Source organism: Ectopseudomonas khazarica, from assembly GCF_017915135.1.
Taxonomy (GTDB): Bacteria; Pseudomonadota; Gammaproteobacteria; order Pseudomonadales; family Pseudomonadaceae; genus Aquipseudomonas; species Aquipseudomonas khazarica.
This window is the reverse complement of record NZ_CP068551.1, coordinates 2,448,470-2,465,504: the sequence shown is the minus strand read 5'-3', so window position 1 is coordinate 2,465,504 and position 17,035 is coordinate 2,448,470. Positions and strand designations below refer to the sequence as shown.

Annotated in this window: 13 protein-coding genes; 7 read left to right on the top strand and 6 right to left on the bottom strand. The window is 66.4% G+C overall.

Going from position 1 to position 17,035, the window contains the following annotated elements; all coding sequences use genetic code 11:
* Positions 1 to 52: 52 nt before the first annotated feature.
* The 3 genes from JLK41_RS11720 to JLK41_RS11710 form a co-directional block, all read right to left on the bottom strand.
* Positions 53 to 3,730, bottom strand: coding sequence for a translocation/assembly module TamB domain-containing protein (locus JLK41_RS11720; RefSeq protein ID WP_210391058.1), 3,678 nt, complete (start codon positions 3,728 to 3,730; stop codon positions 53 to 55).
* Complete coding sequence (locus JLK41_RS11715) at positions 3,727 to 5,454, bottom strand: autotransporter assembly complex protein TamA (protein WP_210391057.1); 1,728 nt, start codon at positions 5,452 to 5,454, stop codon at positions 3,727 to 3,729. The genes JLK41_RS11720 and JLK41_RS11715 overlap by 4 nt, the downstream gene beginning before the upstream one ends.
* Positions 5,455 to 5,522: 68 nt before the next feature.
* Positions 5,523 to 6,167 carry a GNAT family N-acetyltransferase gene (locus JLK41_RS11710; protein ID WP_210391056.1) on the bottom strand — a complete coding sequence of 215 codons (645 nt, stop codon included), beginning with the start codon at positions 6,165 to 6,167 and terminating at the stop codon, positions 5,523 to 5,525.
* A gap of 205 nt (positions 6,168 to 6,372) precedes the next feature.
* On the opposite strand from JLK41_RS11710, the gene xthA reads away from it, so the two are divergent.
* The 5 genes from xthA (at position 6,373) to JLK41_RS11685 (ending at position 11,513) form a co-directional block, all read left to right on the top strand.
* Positions 6,373 to 7,188, top strand: coding sequence for an exodeoxyribonuclease III (gene xthA, locus JLK41_RS11705; protein WP_037052067.1), 816 nt, complete (start codon positions 6,373 to 6,375; stop codon positions 7,186 to 7,188).
* 67 nt (positions 7,189 to 7,255) lie between these two features.
* Complete coding sequence (locus JLK41_RS11700) at positions 7,256 to 8,725, top strand: GGDEF domain-containing protein (protein WP_210391055.1); 1,470 nt, start codon at positions 7,256 to 7,258, stop codon at positions 8,723 to 8,725.
* Between the two features lie 67 nt (positions 8,726 to 8,792).
* Positions 8,793 to 10,175 carry a substrate-binding domain-containing protein gene (locus tag JLK41_RS11695; protein WP_210391054.1) on the top strand — a complete coding sequence of 461 codons (1,383 nt, stop codon included), beginning with the start codon at positions 8,793 to 8,795 and terminating at the stop codon, positions 10,173 to 10,175.
* A gap of 159 nt (positions 10,176 to 10,334) precedes the next feature.
* Positions 10,335 to 11,321, top strand: coding sequence for a TerC family protein (locus tag JLK41_RS11690; RefSeq protein WP_037052064.1), 987 nt, complete (start codon positions 10,335 to 10,337; stop codon positions 11,319 to 11,321).
* A gap of 12 nt (positions 11,322 to 11,333) precedes the next feature.
* Positions 11,334 to 11,513, top strand: a complete 180-nt coding sequence (locus JLK41_RS11685) for a hypothetical protein (RefSeq protein WP_037052063.1) — start codon at positions 11,334 to 11,336, stop codon at positions 11,511 to 11,513.
* Between the two features lie 54 nt (positions 11,514 to 11,567).
* On the opposite strand, the gene JLK41_RS11680 is transcribed toward JLK41_RS11685, so the two are convergent.
* Positions 11,568 to 12,797, bottom strand: a complete 1,230-nt coding sequence (locus JLK41_RS11680) for an acyl-CoA dehydrogenase (protein WP_175252885.1) — start codon at positions 12,795 to 12,797, stop codon at positions 11,568 to 11,570.
* Positions 12,798 to 12,949: 152 nt separating this feature from the next.
* Here JLK41_RS11680 and JLK41_RS11675 point away from each other — a divergent pair, with 152 nt between their 5' ends.
* A complete protein-coding gene (locus tag JLK41_RS11675) occupies positions 12,950 to 13,885 on the top strand; it encodes a LysR family transcriptional regulator (protein ID WP_037052061.1) in 936 nt (311 codons plus the stop codon).
* Between the two features lie 63 nt (positions 13,886 to 13,948).
* Here the strand turns inward: JLK41_RS11675 and JLK41_RS11670 are convergent, their stop codons facing one another.
* Together JLK41_RS11670 and JLK41_RS11665 are read right to left on the bottom strand one after the other, a co-directional pair.
* Positions 13,949 to 14,383 (bottom strand): DoxX family protein, encoded by a 435-nt coding sequence (locus JLK41_RS11670; RefSeq protein WP_150609501.1) that lies wholly within the window; start codon positions 14,381 to 14,383, stop codon positions 13,949 to 13,951.
* Between the two features lie 105 nt (positions 14,384 to 14,488).
* Entirely contained in the window at positions 14,489 to 15,904 is a 1,416-nt protein-coding gene (locus tag JLK41_RS11665; protein WP_210391053.1) for an MltF family protein, read from the bottom strand.
* 279 nt (positions 15,905 to 16,183) lie between these two features.
* On the opposite strand from JLK41_RS11665, the gene JLK41_RS11660 reads away from it, so the two are divergent.
* Positions 16,184 to 17,011: a TatD family hydrolase gene (locus tag JLK41_RS11660; RefSeq protein WP_210391052.1), complete on the top strand. Its 828-nt coding sequence runs from the start codon at positions 16,184 to 16,186 to the stop codon at positions 17,009 to 17,011.
* The last annotated feature ends 24 nt before the right edge of the window (positions 17,012 to 17,035 follow it).

The window sequence follows — 17,035 nt, the reverse complement described above, 5'->3', positions numbered from 1 at the left end:
AGCGCAGAAGCGCGGCCGATACACCTGCGAGCATGTAGGGATATAGCAAAAATCAGAAGTCTCGCCGGTAGAACAGGTCCAGCGAACTGGCCAGGCCACTGGCCGCCTCGAGATACAGGCGACGGGTCAGCTCGTAGCGCAGGGCGATGGTGTTGGCCGGCTCGAACACCCCCACGCCATAGCGCAGGCTGAGGCGGTCGGTGAGGTTGCCGCTGGCCACCACGCTGGTGGTCAGGCCGCTGCCCTCGGTATCCAGCTGGAAGTCCTTGATGCCCAGGCTGCCTGCCAGGCTGGTGGTCAGCGAACTGCTACCCGCCAGGCCCAGCGCCAGGGCCGCCTGACCAAGCATGTTGTTGTCGCCGCTGCCCTGCCCCATCGGCCGCCCCAGCACCAGATAGGACAACGCCTGCTCCTGGCTCATGGCCGGCTCGGCGAATACCGTGGTGCTGGGTTGTTCGGCACTGCCGGACAGGCGAATGCCGGCCACCACGTTATCCACGCGGCGAATCGCCTCGACATCGAGGAACGGCTGATCGATCGGCCCGGTGAACAGCAGGCGCGCGCGGCGGATGGTCAGGCGCTGGCCGTAGGCGCGGTAGCGACCATTGACTAGGTCCAGTTCACCACGGGTGTCGAGGTCGTCGCCGATGTGCATGCGGCCGCGCAGATCGGCGCTCAGGCCAAAGCCGCTGAAGGCCAGCCTGTCCTGGCCGACCTCGACATCGACGTCCATGGCGATGCCCAGGCCCTGCTCGGCCAGCGGTTCCTCGCGACCGACCACCCGGGCGTCGCCGGACAGCTTCACCGTGGACGGCGGCAGTTCACGCACGCTGATCAGGCCACGTGGCACGCCCACCTTGCCGCTGACGACCAGATGCTGCTCGCGCAACTGCAGGCGCAGGTCGGGCTCGACCTCCAGCTCGGCGTAGGGCTCCACCTTGACCGGCAGGTGCTGACCCAGCAGGGTCAGCTCCGCGCTCAGCCCGGCGGCCCAGTTCAGTTGCCCGTTGAGCTGGCCACTGCCCTGCTCCCCACTGCGCCAGTTGCCGGACAGCTGCACCTGCTCGCCGGCAATCAGCGCCTGCACCTGCAGCGCCTCGAGGCTCACCGGCAACGCGCTGCCGGACAGCGCACCGCCCTGCAGACGCAACTGGCCATCGATCTGCGGCGCCAGCAACCCGCCCGCCAGCCTGCCAGCGCCCTGCAGGCGGCCTTCGAGTGTTTCCGCCATTGGCACGAAGGGGCGCAGCACGGCCAGGTCGAAGCCGCTCAGGCGGAACTCGCCGCTGATCGGTTTGCTCTGCGGCCGTGGGTCGATCCGCGCCTGCAGCGACAGCTCACCCAGGCGCTCGCTGAGGAAACGCAGCTGGCTGTCGACCCGTTGCGGGCGCAGGCTGCTCTCCAGACGCAGGCTGTCATAGGGGAAATCCAGCCACTGCTCCTGCTCCGGCTGCCGGATACGCAGGGTGCCGGCACCGGCGTCGAGGGTGATCTCGCCATTGGGGCCGCTTTCGCGCAGATCGACCTTGAGCCGGCCGGCCAGCTGCCCTTGCCAGGCAAAATCCTCGGGCAGCCAGGGTTGCAGGCTGGCCAGTGGGAAGTCCTGCAGGCGCCAGTCGAGACTGGGCTGCGGCATCAGCCGCTGCTCGCCACCACACAGGCTGGCCGCACCGGACTGCCAGCAGTGTGCACCCAGGTTCAGCCGGCCGCTGGCCAGGCGTTCCAGGCTGGCGGCCTGTTGCAGCTGCCAGTCCTGGCCACCGCTCTGGACACGGCCGCTGGCGATACGCCCTCGCCAGTCGCCCTGTTCACCGAGCCGGCCATCCAGCGCCAGCGCCAGTGTCAGCAGCGGCCCTTGCAGGTCCAGCTGCAGCGCCTGGCGTTGTAGGTCGCCACGCGCTTCGGCCTGCAAGCGCCCCAGCAGGGTGTCGCCAATGCGGATACCCCGCAGGTTCAAGGCGATGTCCGCCTGCTGCCGGGCATCCAGCGTCGCATCCAGTTGCAGGCGACGCACGCTGGGCTCGCCGAATGCCAGCCGTTCCCCGGTCAAGGCCAACTGCCCCTGTGCAGCCTGCCGGCTGCCGGCCAGCGCCAGGCGCCCCTGCAACTGCCCCTGCAGGCCGGGCCAGAGCTGCCCGAGACGTGGCAGCGCCAGGTCCAGCTGGCCACGCAAGCGCTGCTCGAGCGCGCCCTGGCCGCTGATGCGGTTGTCGCCCAGGCGCACCGACAGCCGATCCAGCTGCCAGTGTTCGCCACTCCCGGCCCCCTGCACTTGGAGCTGCGCAGGCTGGCCGCGCAGACGGCCGTTGAGGTCGATATCGGCGCGCGCCTGCAACACGTCCGCGGCGAAACGCCCCGAGGTGTTCAGCGGGCCTGCCAGCGTGCCCGGCATCTCCGCCAGCCAGTAGCCGGGGTCGAACTCGCTGAGCTGCAGCATCGCCTGCCAGTCGATGCCCGTGGCGAAGCCAAGCCTGACCACACCCTCAGCTCGTCCCTGCCCGGCCACCAGCTGCAACTGAGGCAGACTGACCTGGCCAAGATCGCCGCTGACCGGGCTGCTCAGGCTGAATTCACCGGCCGGCCCCTGCAGCTGTGCGCTGAAGTTACCCAGGTAGTTGCCCTCGCTGAAACTCATCTCGGCCTGCAGGCGGTGCAACGCCACCGGGGGCGGCTGGTCCAGCGGATAGAGGCGCTGCCAGGGAAAGTCCTGCCAGTCCAGTCGCGCATCGATGCTGAACACGTCGCTCCAGTCCAGTGTGCCGTCGAGCTGTACATGCTGCTCCTCGGCCTGGATGCGCAGCGCGTCGATCTTCGCCCCCTGGGCATCGACGCGGCCGCTGAGCCGCACCGGCATGGGCGCCTGCTCGGCCGGCAGGCTGGCCGTGCCGTCGATGCGATAGCCGGCAGCCAGATCGCCCCTGGCCTGCAGGTCCAGGTCGCGCAGCTGCAGGGTCGCCGGCAAGGCGCTGCTGGCCTGAAACTCGCGACTGCTCAGATGCAGTTCCGCCGGCAGCTGCTCGGCCAGCGCCTGCACCTTGCCCTGAATGCGCGCATCCAGGTAGCCGCTGCTGTCTGCGCTGAGCTGCAGGGTGCCCTGCAGCTCGCCCGCCACCTGCAAGGCGACCTGCCAGGGCCTGTCATCGACCTGCGGCAGTTGCAGGCGGCCGCTCAGGGTCAGCGGCCAGTCGCCCTGTGGCGTCAGTTGACCGCTGACCTCCAGCTGCAGGTCATCACGCTGCAAGGTCAGGCGCTGCAGATCGACGCCCTGCTCGTTCCAGTTGCCGATCAGCTGCAACTCCGTCAATTGCGACTGCCCGTCCAGGCGCAGCTCACCCAGGCGGATATCTCCGAGCTGCAGGCGCAGGGGCAGCTTCAGGCTCGGCAGGCGCAGCGGCGCGGCGCTCGCCTCGCTCGGCGGCACGCTCAGCGCGGCCTGCTCGAGATGCACGCGGTCGAGGCACAGGGTCAGGCGCAGCAGGCAGGAAGGTGACCAGGCGAAGTCCACTCGCTGCAACTGCAGCTGCGCATCCGCCTGTTGCCAGCGCACACGTTCAGACTGCCAGGCGCCACCCAGACGACCGCTGAAGTGCTCGACCTCGAGCCCCGGCACCTGGGCCAGCAGCCAGCGACTGCCTCCCTGGGTACCGAGCAGCCCCGCCAGCGTGGCGCCCAGTACCAGCAGCAGCCCCAGTGAAGCGGCGAGCAGGCCTTTCAGCAGGCGCCACGTCATAGCTCGGGCCCCATGGAAAAATGCAGGCGGATGCCGCCATCGTCATCCAGGGCGTGGGCCAGGTCCAGGCGCAGCGGCCCGACCGGCGACACCCAGCGCACGCCGAAGCCGACCCCGGTCTTCAGCGTTGGCAGCTCCAGCGAGTTGAAGGCATTGCCCTGGTCGATGAAGGTCGCCAGGCGCCATTTGTCCGTGAGGCTGTACTGGTACTCGGCGCTGACGGCGAACAGGTAGCGGCCGCCGATCTTGTCGCCCTGGTTGTTCTCCGGCGACAGGGTCTGGTAGTCGTAACCCCGCACGCTCTGGTCGCCGCCGGCGAAGAAGCGCAAGGACGGCGGCACGGCGGTGAAGCCGTTGGTCTCGGTGCCGCCGAACTGCACGCGACCGAGCAGGCGATGGTTGTCGAACAGCGTGGTCAGCCCCTTGAGCATGACGTTGCCGTGCAGCACATTGGCGTCGGACAGCACCCCGTCCACGGCGCCACGCAGATCGAACTGCAGGCGATAGCCCTGGTTCGGATCGAGCCGGTTGTCGCTGCGCAGCAACGAATAGCTGGCGCCCGGCATCAGCAGGGTACTGAGGCCGGAATCGTCGCCCAGGCGATACTCCTCGCGCTGCCACTTGAGCGAGAGCACCCGCTGCCAGCCTCCGGAGCGCTGGCTGTGCCATTCCGGCCCCAGGCTGAGCAGGCGGCTGAGGCTGTCCTTGCTGGCCAGTTCCTCGTACTGATAGCCACCCGCCAGGCGCAGCTTGTCCGTCAGCGGCGGATCGCCCGGTATGTCGTACCACAGCCCGACGTTCTGCCGTGGCGCCGACAACTCGCTCTCTATGCCATAGCTATGCCCTTGCGGGTTGCGCCAGTGGCGCGTCCAGTTGGCCCGCAGGCGCGGCCCGACGTCGGTGGAGAAACCCAGGCCCAGCCCCATGGAGCGCGGCTCGCGCACCTGCAGCGCCACCGTGACGGGAATGCGCTGCTGATCGGCCTGCGTAGGGATGGCATCGACCCGTACCGATTCGAAGTAGCCGCTGGATTGCAACGCCTGGTACAGCTCGGCAATCAGTTCGGAGTCATAGGGCGTGTCCGCCTCGAACGGCGCCATGCGCCGCAGCAGCGCTTCGTCGAAGGGGAAGTCGCCGGTGAAGCTGAGATCACCCAGGCGGTAGCGCGGCCCGCTGACGAACACCAGCTCGATGTCGGCCACCCCGGCGTCCGGGTCGATCAGCAGGCTCTGCCGGGAGAAACGGCCATCGAAGAAGCCATAGCGCGAGGCCTGGTTCTGGATCAGGCGCTTGGCATCCTCGTAGCGCCCATGGTTGAGCACGGCGCCCGGCTGCAGACGGCTGGCGCTGGGCACGCGAAAGGCCGCCAGGTCACTCGCCGGGCCCTCGATACGGATATCGACAGTGCGCAGGCGCACACGCTCGCCGGGCTCGACCTCCAGCACCAGGCGCGGCGGTTCACCTTCGTCGACATGGCTGCGGATACGTGCCTGGTAGTAGCCCAGCGCCTGGGCGGCCTTGTCGGCCTCGCCCTCGACGATGCGGCGCAGACGGCGCAATGCCTGCCGGTCGCGCCCGTCCAGGCTGCCGACATAACCTTCGATATTGGCTTTCAGAGCGGCGTTGCTCGGGGTAATCCGTACGTCCAGTTCGTTCGCGGCGAAAGCCCCCGAACTGATCAGCAACAGCGCCAGGCTGCGCCTGATATGTCCATATACACTCATGGCGGAGGATGCTACCACGGAGCAGAGCCCCAGCCAGAGCCGTCGCGTACCGGGCAGACAGCCGGGGTTCAGGCGCTGGCGCGCACCACCGGCTGCGGGTTGGGATGAAAGAACACGTGCTCCACCACCGGGCCGAGCGCCAGTTCACCGATTTCCTCGTAGCCCTGGCGGCGATAGAACTCCAGGTGCCTGGCATTCCCGGTATCCAGCACCACCCCCTGCGAACCGCTGTCCTGCGCGCACCAGTCATGCAGCGCCTCGAGCAGCTGCTCACCACGGTGCTGGCCCTGGAACTCGGGATGAACGCCGAGCAATGGCAATACGTGGTAGGGACCCGGCGGCAGGCAGGCGAGCACGGCATCGTGGTAGTCGAGATAGCGACGGGTGCAGCTAAAGCCGGTGGTCAGCAGCATGCGCAGGCGCCAGCTCCAGCTTTCGGTGATGTCCAGCCGCCGCTGCGGCGGTGCGATCAGGGCCGCGCCGATCAGACGATCGTCGATCAGCAGGCCGATGGCCGGCAGGTCCTCGGCAAAGTGCTGCTGCACCAGCTCGCGAATCGTCGCGCGAACACGCTGATCGAACCCCGGCCGATCCGCGTCGAACAGATAGCCGAAGGTGGGTTCGTGGCGGTAGGCATGGTAGAGCAGCGAGCGCACCTCACGGGCGTAACCACCATCGAGCATGCGCACTTCTGCAGGAGCGTTGTGGGGCATGGCGGACCTCTGTTGTTATAGGTTGTGGGCCAGATGGTTCTCGGATGACTCAGGCGCTGTCCGTTCCGGCCTGTTGATGCACGGCCCGGACTTCGCCCGCTGACTTTTCGTACAGACCCTAGCACCGCCATGCCATGCTCGCCAGGCGCTGGCCGCAGCCGTGAAGGATCGGCTAGCATCGCCTTTTGCCCAGGACCCGCTGCCCATGAAAATCGTTTCTTTCAATATCAATGGCCTGCGCGCGCGCCCTCATCAACTGCAGGCGCTGATCGAGAAACACCAGCCAGACGTGATCGGCCTGCAGGAAACCAAGGTGTCCGATGAACAGTTCCCGGAGGCCGAGATCCGTCAGCTCGGCTATCACGTGCACTACCACGGGCAAAAGGGCCACTACGGCGTCGCCCTGCTCTCGCGCCAGGAGCCGCTGAGCCTGCACAAGGGTTTCCCGGGCGATGACGAGGAGGCCCAGCGACGTTTCATCTACGCCACCTTCGCCGACGCCGCGGGCAAGCCGGTCACGGTGATGAACGGCTACTTCCCCCAGGGCGAAAGCCGCGACCACCCCGTGAAGTTCCCGGCCAAGCAACGCTTCTACGCCGACCTGCAGCAGCTGCTGACGGAAGGTTTCGATCCGCAGCAGGCGCTGGTGGTGATGGGCGACATCAACATCAGCCCCGAGGATTGCGACATCGGCATCGGCGAACCCAATCGCCTGCGCTGGCTGAAAACCGGCAAGTGCAGCTTCCTGCCGGAAGAGCGCGAGTGGCTGGCGACCCTGAAGAACTGGGGGCTGGTGGACAGTTTCCGCCACCTCAACCCCGAGGTGAACGACCGCTTCAGCTGGTTCGACTATCGCAGCCGGGGTTTCGAGGACGAACCCAAGCGCGGCCTGCGCATCGACGTGATTCTCGCCAGCCAGGCGCTGCAACCACGCCTGCTCGAAGCCGGTATCGACTACGAACTGCGCGGCATGGAGAAACCTTCGGATCACGCGCCGATCTGGCTGCAGATTGCTGAATGATCCACGCAGGCTAGGCTAATTCGATAACGCCATCATTTTCTCCGGTGGCGATCTCGAGGGTCCGGCCATGAGCAGTTCCGCCACCTCACCTCCCGACGCCCGCCACTGCGCAGCGGGCGTTGCAGCCCTGGTTTGCCTGCTGGTACTCGGTGCTTGCCTGTTGGGCATCCTCACCCGCCCGATCGGCCACCTGGCGGCGCTGTGGCCGGCCAACGCCGTACTGCTCGGTGCCCTGGTCCGGTTTCCCCGCCTGGCTCGTCCGGCCGGCTGGTGCGGCGCGTTGTGCGCCTATCTGCTGGCCGACCTGCTGGCCGGCAGCAGCCTGCAGCAGACCCTGCTGCTGAGCGCCGGCAACCTGTCGGGGGTGATTGTCGGCTTCCTCCTGCTCAGGCGCCTGCACGCCGGTCATCGCAGCCTGCGCACGCCCGCCTCGGTGCCTTACCTGGTGCTGGCTATCGTCGCGGCGGCCGCTGCCTCCGGCTGCTTCGGCGCAATCACCGACCCGCTGCTGTACGGCGGCAAGCCGATGGGTGGCTGGGTGTTCTGGTTCATGACCGAGCTGGTCAACTACATGCTGTTCCTGCCGGTCATGCTCACCCTGCCCGCATGCCGGGCCGTGCGCACCGAGCGGCGGCGCCGCCCGCTGTGGACGGCCGAACAGGCGCGCAAGCTCCTGCCACTGCTCGGGCTGCTGATCTCCGCGGCGCTGTGCCTGCTGATCGGCGGCCCCGGCGTGGTCGCCTTCCCGGTGCCGGCGTTGCTGTGGTGCGCCCTGAGCTACCGACTGTTCAGCACCGCCTTGCTGACGTTCCTGGCCAGTGGCTGGGTGCTGGTGTCGATCGCCCTGAACGGCCTGTCGCTGGCGCCGCTGGACGTCAACTCACGGCCGGTGCTGCTGTCGCTGCGCCTGGGCGTGTCGCTGATCGCCCTGGCACCGCTGACCGTGGCCAGTGTGATGTCGGCGCGCAACGAACTGCTGCAACGCATGCGCTACCTGGCCAGCCATGACCAGCTGAGCAGCCTGCTCAACCGCTGGGCCTTTCGTGAGCAGGCCAGCGAACAACTGAGCCTGCTGGCTCAGCAACAGCGCCCCCTGGCCTTGCTGATGCTGGACATCGACCATTTCAAGCTCATCAACGACAACCATGGCCATGCCGCCGGCGACCAGGTCCTCAAGGCCTTCGCCAACCTGGCGGGCAGCGGCCTGCGCAAGGACGAACTGCTGGCGCGCATCGGTGGCGAGGAATTCGCCCTGCTGCTGCCCGGCTGCGACCTCGAACAGGCACGGGAAATCGCCGAACGCATTCGCCAGCGCTTCGGCGACACCCAGGTGCAACTGGACACGCAGACGATCAGTTGCACCCTGAGCATCGGGGCAGTGGTCGCCTGGCCACCCTTCGGCGACCTGGACGGCCTGCTGTTGGCGGCCGACCGCATGCTCTACCAGGCCAAGGCGCTTGGCCGCAACCGCTGCGAGATCACCTTCCTCGGCGGCGCCGCGGAGCCCGGTGCAGAGCCACCCGGCGGCCCGCTGTAACCTGACTGTCATTCAATCGACTTATTCTGCGCACACTTTCTCCCACCCACTAGAAGGTGCCTGCCGCATGCCGCGCGCCCTGTCCTACGCTGATCGCGACCTCTGGGGTCGTACCCTGTCCCTGCTGTTCATCGGTTTCATCTGCTACGCCCTGCCCCTGTCGGTGTTCGCCGCCCTGCCCGCTTCCCAGGGCAACCAGCCGGTCCTGCGCATCCAGGGCTCCAACACCATCGGTGCCAAGCTCGGTCCGGAACTGGTCAAGGGCCTGTTCGAGGCCCAGGGGCTGCGCGACATCCGCAGCGAAGCCGGCGCCCGGGAAAACGAGCAGCGCATCGTCGGCCGTCAGGCCAACGGCCGCAGCGTGATCGTCGAGGTGGCGGCCCATGGTTCCGGCACCGGCTTCGCCTCGCTGCAGAACGGCAGTACCGACCTGGCCGCCTCGTCCCGCCCGATCAAGGACAGCGAAGCCGCCAGCCTGGCGAGCCTGGGCGACCTGCACAGCCCGCAGAGCGAACAGATCATCGCCATCGACGGCCTGGCGATCATCGTCCACCCCGGCAACCCGATCAGCGCCCTCAGCGTCGAGCAGATCGCCCAGCTGTTCTCCGGCGAGATCAGCGACTGGGCCGCCCTCGGCGGCAAGTCTGGCAAGGTGCAGGCCTACGCGCGTGACGACAACTCCGGCACCTACGACACCTTCAAGGAACTGGTCCTGGCGCCAGGTGGCCGGACGCTGGCCGCCAGCGCCCGGCGCTTCGAGTCCAGCAACCAGCTCTCCGACCTGGTCAGCGGCGATCCCAACGGCATCGGCTTCATCGGCCTGCCCTACGTTCGCCAGGCCAAGGCCATCGCCGTGGCTGCGGGCGAATCGCATCCGATGCTGCCGAGCACCTCGCTGATCGCCACCGAGGACTACCCGCTCGCACGCCGCCTGTTCATCTACAACGATCCGCAACTGGAAAATCCCTGGGCGCGCGCACTGATCGACTTCGCGCACAGCCCTCGCGGCCAGGCGATCGTCGACAGCGCTGGCTTCATCGCCCAGACCGTGCAGGCGATCAAGGTCGCCCCGGAAACGCAGATGCCGAGCGACTACCGCCAGCTCGCCGAGCAGGCGCAGCGCCTGTCGGTGAACTTCCGCTTCCAGGAAGGCAGCGCGACCCTGGACAACAAGGCCTACCGTGACCTGCAGCGGGTCATGGACTACCTAAAGCAGCACGACAAGCTGCGGAACAAGGTAGTGCTGGTCGGCTTCGGCGACCCCAAGAGCGACCCCGAGCGCGCCGCACTGCTCTCCAAGCTGCGGGCGATGGCCGTACGTCGGGAACTGGCCAAGCAGGGCGTACTGTTCCGCGAGATCACCGGCCTGGGCAGCGAACTGCCGGTAGCGGCCAACGACCAGGACAGCGGGCGCATCCGCAATCGCCGCGTCGAGGTGTGGGTCTACTGACCACGCCAATATTCCTCGTCAGGGGGCTTGGCAGTTTCTCGGCGCGGCGTTAGCCTTTGCTCCGCGTGACGCCGGGCCCCTCTGGCGGTGAGCTGCTCACCGTGATGTCGGAGTCACTGAGTCGATTTCTTTCAACTCAGGCAGACACAGGGAGGGCTCATGGACGCTCTACTCGCCTTTTTGACATCCCCACTCTTCGGCACACCCGGCTGGTTCTGGCTGGCCTTCCTGCTGCTGATCATCGCCCTGCTGGTACTCGACCTCGGCGTGCTGCACCGCGACCAGCATGAAATCGAGGTGCGTGAAAGCCTGCTGCTGTACGCCGGCTACTTCAGCGTCGGCGTCGCCTTCGGCGGCTGGATCTGGTGGCAGCTCGGCGGCACCAAGGCCATGGAGTACTACACCGGCTTTCTGGTGGAGCAGTCGCTGTCGATGGACAACGTCTTCGTCATGGCGATGATCCTCGGCTACTTCAACATCCCCCGCCGCTACCAGCACCGCGTGCTGTTCTGGGGTATCCTCGGCGTCATCGTGCTGCGCGCGCTGATGATCGGCCTGGGCACGGCGCTGGTGCAGCAGTTCGACTGGATTCTCTACCTGTTCGGCGCCTTCCTGCTGTTCAGTGGCGTGAAGATGCTGCGCAGCAACGATGAAGAGGCGCACCCGGACCTGGCGCAGAACCCGCTGCTGCGCTTCGTGCGCACGCGCATCCGCGTCACCGACGACCTGCACGGCGGCCGCTTCCTGGTGCGCCTGAAGGATCAGGCCAGCGGCAGAGCCCTGCTCTACGCCACACCACTGCTGCTGGCGCTGGTGCTGATCGAACTGGCCGACCTGGTGTTCGCTGTCGACAGCGTGCCCGCCGTCCTGGCCATCTCGCAGGACCCGTTCATCGTCTACACCTCGAACATCTTCGCCATCCTCGGCCTGCGCGCGCTGTACTTTGCCCTGGCCGCACTGATGCACCGCTTCATCTATCTGAAGTACGCCCTGGCGCTGGTGCTGATGTACATCGGCGGCAAGATCTTCCTGCATGACCTGGTCAAGGTTCCCGCCCTGCTCTCACTTGGCGTAACCTTGGGCTTGCTGGCCGGCGGCGTGTTGCTTTCCCTGCTCAAGACACGCGACCGGAAGGCCATCGACTAGCCAGGAGTCGCGATGCCTGACGTCTGCATAGAACTCATCGAGCGCCAGGGTCAACGCCTCTGGCAGGTACGCCTCGGCCGTCGCGCGCTGACGTTCCAGGACGAGCTGGCAGCCCGTCATTTCGCCGCGCAACTGCACATGCGCCTCGGCTGGCTGGGCCAGACCCAGCCAGCCGAAGACCGCCTGCCCTGAGGCGCAAACGCAGAGGCCCGCAGAATGCGGGCCTCTTCATCTACAGCGGCTGATTCAGCGGCTGGCTTTCATCATTTCGCGCGGCACGTACTTGCCGATCTCGTACTTGCCGATCGCCGCACGGTGCACTTCATCCGGACCGTCCGCCAGGCGCAGGGTACGCTGCATGGCGTACCAGTAGGCCAGCGGGAAGTCGTTGGAGACCCCGGCGCCACCGTGCATCTGGATCGCCCGGTCGATCACCTTGAGCGCCACGTTGGGCGCGACAACCTTGATCTGGGCGATCTCGCTGGCGGCGATCTTGTTGCCCACCGTGTCCATCATGTAGGCCGCGTTCAGCGTCAGCAGGCGCGCCTGGTTGATCTCCATGCGCGAATCGGCGATGTGATCGATGTTGCCACCCAGGCGGGCCAGCGGCTTGCCGAACGCCGTACGGCTCACGGCGCGCTTGCACATCAGTTCCAGGGCGCGCTCGGCCATGCCGATCGAACGCATGCAATGGTGGATACGGCCCGGGCCGAGGCGGCCCTGAGCGATCTCGAAGCCGCGCCCCTCGCCCAGCAGCACGCTGTCGTAAGGCACCCGCACGTTCTCGAACAGCACCTCGGCATGGCCGTGCGGGGCGTCGTCATAGCCGAACACCGGCAGCGGTCGCAGTACCGTCACGCCGGGCGCGTCCATCGGCACCAGGATCATCGAGTGCTGCTGGTGGCGCGGCGCGTCCGGGTTGGTCAGGCCCATGAAGATCATCACCTTGCAGCGTGGGTCGCAGGCGCCGGACGTCCACCACTTGCGCCCGTTGATGACCCACTCGTCGCCCTCGCGACGCGCATTGGCCTGCATGTTGGTGGCGTCCGACGAGGCCACCCCCGGCTCGGTCATGGCGAACGCGGAGCGGATCTCGCCGGACAGCAGCGGCTCCAGCCATTGCCGCTTCTGCGCCTCGCTGCCGTAGCGCACCAGGACTTCCATGTTGCCGGTGTCCGGCGCCGCGCAGTTGAAGGGCTCCGGGCCGATCAGCGAACGGCCCATGATTTCCGCCAGCGGTGCGTATTCGGTGTTGCTCAGGCCGGCGCCGTAGTCCGACTCGGGCAGGAACAGGTTCCACAATCCCTCGGCCTTGGCCTTGCTCTTCAGCTCTTCCATGATCGCGGTCGGCTGCCAGCGGTCACCTTCGGCCACCTGCTGCTCGAATACCGCTTCGGCCGGATAGACGTGCGCTTCCATGAATGCGCTGACGCGCTCACGCAGCTCTTGAACCTTCGGGGAATAGGCGAAATCCATGGGCAATACCTTCTGGCGGATCGGGTGTGATGTCGGTGTGGAAATGATGCTAGAACAGCGCTTAAGATTTATCTAACCTATTTTCAGCGTGTATGAACATTCATAACCGATATATGATCGATTGATATCGACAGCCCTGGAGTGCTTGCGGCATGAACTTGACCAAGGTGGATCTCAACCTCTTCATCGTCTTCGACGCCATCTACACCGAGGCCAATCTGACACGTGCCGGACAGATCGTCGGCATCACCCAGCCGGCGGTTTCCAACGCCCTCGCCCGCCTGCGCGAAACCTTCAACGACCCGCTGTTCGTGCGCACCGCCCAGGGCATGGTGCCCACGCCGATGGCGCAGAACATCATCGGTCCGGTGCGCAACGCCCTGCAGCTGCTGCGCGTGTCGGTGCAGGAGAGCCGCACCTTCAACCCGCAGCAGGCCGGCAAGACCTACCGCATCAGCATGACCGACCTCTCCGAGCAGATTCTCCTGCCGCCGCTGTTCCAGCGCCTGCGTCGCCTGGCGCCGAGCGTGTGCATCGAGAGTTTCCTGGCCAAACGCCGCGAAACCACCAAGGAGCTGGCCGCCGGGCGCCTGGACTTCGCCGTCGACGCCCCGCTCAACACCGACCCGCAGGTGCGCCACGTCAAGCTGCTGGATGACCGCTACGTCTGCGCCATGCGCCCTGGCCACCCGCTGGCTAAGGAGAAGATCAGCCTCGACGAATACCTGTCGCTGACCCACATCCACATCTCCAGCCGCCGCAGCGGCCTCGGCTATGTCGACCTGGCCCTGGGCAAGATGGGGATTCAACGCAAGATCGCCCTGCGCTCGCAGCACTACCTGATGGCCAGCAGCGTGATGCAGCAGACCGATATGGTGATGACCGTGCCGGAGCGCTTCGCCCGCCGCCACAACCTGCACCATGTGACCTTGCCGGTGGGCGACGTGCCGGCACTGGAAACGCACCTGTACTGGCACGAAAGCACCGACCAGGACCCGGCCAACCGCTGGATGCGCGAGCAGATGATCGAGCTGGCGCAGCAGGTCGCCGCGCAGGAGAAGAAGGCCGAGCAAGCGCCGGCAGCATGATCGCCCGGCGCTGAACGCAAGAAGGCCCGCATTGGCGGGCCTTCCTGTTGCTTGCGAAGCGAATCAGCCGGCGATCTTGCCGTCGAGCGACAGCTTGCCGGCACCTTCGAACACCAGCGCGATGCTGATCGCCAGCAGCGCCAGGGCGAACTCGTAGCCGTTGTTGCTCATGAAGAAGCCGTTGGCCAGGTGCACGCTGAAGATCGCCACCAGCATGGTCACCGCCAGCACCGCAGCCGCCGGACGCACCAGCAGGCCGATGATCAGTGCCACACCGCCGAAGAATTCGGCGCTACCGGCCATCAGCGCCATCACGTAGCCCGGCGCCAGACCGATGCTTTCCATCCACTGCGCGACACCGGCCAGACCATAGCCGCCGAACCAGCCGAACAGCTTCTGCGAACCATGCGCGGCGAAGGTGAGGCCGGCGATCACGCGCAGAATGGTGATACCCATGCCGGCCTGGCTGGCGGTGATGCTCTTGATCAGGTTGTTCATTGCAAGGCTTCCTTTGATGTGTGAGGTAGATGGCGCACAGAATATCCAATTTATTCGATTTAAAAATCGCAAAATACCGCTAACGATAATCGAAAAAATAGATACCTATTTAACCGTCAGACGCTGTCCTTGCGGTTCGAGCAAATAGCGCTCGCGGTCATAAGCAAGGTAGTACTTATTCACCGAGTTCACATAGCTCACGACCCCCATCCCCATCTGCTCCATGGCCACCCGCTCGACCTGGAAGAACCACTGATTGGGATTGAGGCCACGCCGACGCGCTTCCGCCCGCAGGCTCTGCACCCGTTGCGGCCCGAGGTTGTATCCCGCCAGGACGAAGGCCATGCGCTCACGCTCGTTGAGCTGCGGGCTGTTGAAGAAGTTGCGCCGAATCATCGCCAGGTACTTGCTGCTGGCCTGGACGTTGGCGTCGACCTGCGTGATGTTGCTGACGCCGACGCTGCGCGCCGCCGCCGGCGTGATCTGCATCAGCCCGGTCGCCCCGCTGGCACCGCGCGCCGCAGGATTGAGGGTCGACTCCTTGAACGCCAGCGCCGCCAGCAGCAGCCAGTCGAAGCCCTGCTGCTCGGCATGTTTCTGCAATACCGGGCGCACCTTCTCCAGACGCTGGCGCTCGGTTCGCCCCAGGGGCGAATGCACCTTGTACAGGCGCCGATAGACGCGCTGGAAGGCACTGTCCTGATCCGCCGGGGCCTGATAGCCGCTGAAGAAGCGGTCGATGCTGGCGCGCAGCATCGGCGCGTCGGGGCGCACGAACCACTTCATCTCGCCATCGCGTGCCAGCACCAGCTGCTTGTCGACGCGCAGCCTGGGCATCACCTTGGCCCAGCGCTCGGCAATCGGCAGCTCCACCGCCGTGCGTTCGAAGATGCCGGCCTGGACCATTTCCAGGACGTCCTCGACCGCCAGGCTGGGGTCGACCCACTCGACCACGATGGGCGGCAGCTTGCGCTCCGCCAGTTGCTGATTGATCCGCCGCAGCGCCTCGCCGACCGCGCTGCCTGCTGGCAGCGAAAGACTGCGCCCGGCCAGCTGCTCGAGGCTGCGGTAGTGCCGGTTGCCCTGCTTGGATACCAGCACCAGCGGTACCTGACGGCGAATCGCGGCACTGGCGCTGACATCATGACCGGCGCGAACGCTGAGCAGCTCCCCGGGGGCGACGAGATCGCCCTCGCCGCGCTGCAGGGCGCCAAGCAACTGGTCCTTGGCCTTGGGGATGATCTTCAGGGTGATGCTGCGCCCGTCGCGGGCGTTGCGATTGAGGTACTGCTCGAACGCGCGCAGACGGTGGTACTCGACACCGATGCTCTGCCCTTTCACCAGGCCCGAGCTGTTGCGGCTCTGATTGACCAGGACGCGCAGCTCGCCGCTGGCGCGAATCGTCGACAGGTCACGGGCGCTGCGCGTCTGGCTGCTGACCTCGGGCGGGCCTGCCAGGCGTGCGCTGACCGGCAGCGGCAGCGCGACCAGCAGGCACAGGATCAGCAGCAATCGCGACATCGACTCTCCAACAATGGCAGCAGGCCGGCGAAGCCTCGCGGGGGTGCTTGATCTGCTGCTCGCGGATGCGCGCCAAACGGCAACTGACTGCGAAGCTGCCAAACAAGTTCCCTGGGCCGACACGGGGGCGCGGAGATTGGCACAGGCGCGCCCCGCCACGCCAGCCCATGGCCCTCCGCCGGTCCTGAAAACAACTACCAAGCCGTTGTTTTCAATCGACTTCCTGACGAACGGATGGCGTCTGCTATTCTGCCCCCCTCGCGCTAATCAGGTGGCACCATGCAACTCGTCGACATCGCCGTCAATCTCACCCACCCCAGCCTGGCCGCCCAGTCCGAGGCGCTGCTGGAGCGCGCCTATGCAGCCGGCGTCTGCCAGATGGTGCTGACCGGCACCAATCTGAACGAAAGCGAGGCCAGCCTGGCACTTTGCCGACAGCTGGACGCCAGCGGCCAGCGACTGTTCAGCACGGCCGGCATCCACCCGCACGATGCCAGCAGCTGGAGCACGACCAGCAGCACCGCCCTGAAAGCACTGCTGAACGAGCCCGAGGTCCGTGCCGTCGGCGAATGCGGCCTGGATTTCGACCGCGACTTCTCACCCCGGCCCATCCAGGAAAAGGCCCTGGAAGAACAGCTGGCGCTGGCGGTGGAACTGCAGATGCCGGTGTTCCTCCACGAGCGCGAGGCCAGCCAGCGCCTGCTGGAGATCCTGCGCAGCTATCGTGACCAATTGCCCGCTGCGGTGGTGCACTGCTTCACCGGCGAGCGCCGTGCCCTCTATGCCTATCTCGACCTCGACCTGCACATCGGCATCACCGGCTGGGTCTGCGACGAACGCCGTGGCACCCATCTGCATCCATTGCTCAAGGACATCCCCGCCGAGCGCCTGATGCTGGAGACCGATGCCCCCTTCCTGCTGCCACGCAGCCTGCGGCCCAAGCCCAGGAGCGGGCGCAACGAGCCGGCCTACCTCGGCGAGGTCCTGCGCGAAGTGGCACTGCATCGTGGCCAGAGCGAACAGCAGCTGGCGGCGCAGTCGACGGCATGCGCACGGGCATTCTTCGCCATGCCGACCATACTGGAGAGTGGCAGCACGGACTCTTGATTGACGTCAAGACTCTGACCTTGC

Excerpts from the sequence above, each read along its gene's own strand:
- JLK41_RS11690 (WP_037052064.1), top strand. The coding sequence starts at position 10,335 with ATGGACGCTCTACTCGCCTTTTTGACATCCCCACTCTTCGGCACACCC.
- JLK41_RS11660 (WP_210391052.1), top strand. The coding sequence starts at position 16,184 with ATGCAACTCGTCGACATCGCCGTCAATCTCACCCACCCCAGCCTGGCC.
- JLK41_RS11670 (WP_150609501.1), bottom strand. The coding sequence starts at position 14,383 with ATGAACAACCTGATCAAGAGCATCACCGCCAGCCAGGCCGGCATGGGT.
- xthA (WP_037052067.1), top strand. The coding sequence starts at position 6,373 with ATGAAAATCGTTTCTTTCAATATCAATGGCCTGCGCGCGCGCCCTCAT.
- JLK41_RS11715 (WP_210391057.1), bottom strand. The coding sequence starts at position 5,454 with ATGAGTGTATATGGACATATCAGGCGCAGCCTGGCGCTGTTGCTGATC.
- JLK41_RS11675 (WP_037052061.1), top strand. The coding sequence starts at position 12,950 with ATGAACTTGACCAAGGTGGATCTCAACCTCTTCATCGTCTTCGACGCC.
- JLK41_RS11700 (WP_210391055.1), top strand. The coding sequence starts at position 7,256 with ATGAGCAGTTCCGCCACCTCACCTCCCGACGCCCGCCACTGCGCAGCG.
- JLK41_RS11710 (WP_210391056.1), bottom strand. The coding sequence starts at position 6,167 with ATGCCCCACAACGCTCCTGCAGAAGTGCGCATGCTCGATGGTGGTTAC.
- JLK41_RS11680 (WP_175252885.1), bottom strand. The coding sequence starts at position 12,797 with ATGGATTTCGCCTATTCCCCGAAGGTTCAAGAGCTGCGTGAGCGCGTC.
- JLK41_RS11685 (WP_037052063.1), top strand. The coding sequence starts at position 11,334 with ATGCCTGACGTCTGCATAGAACTCATCGAGCGCCAGGGTCAACGCCTC.
- JLK41_RS11695 (WP_210391054.1), top strand. The coding sequence starts at position 8,793 with ATGCCGCGCGCCCTGTCCTACGCTGATCGCGACCTCTGGGGTCGTACC.
- JLK41_RS11665 (WP_210391053.1), bottom strand. The coding sequence starts at position 15,904 with ATGTCGCGATTGCTGCTGATCCTGTGCCTGCTGGTCGCGCTGCCGCTG.
- JLK41_RS11720 (WP_210391058.1), bottom strand. The coding sequence starts at position 3,730 with ATGACGTGGCGCCTGCTGAAAGGCCTGCTCGCCGCTTCACTGGGGCTG.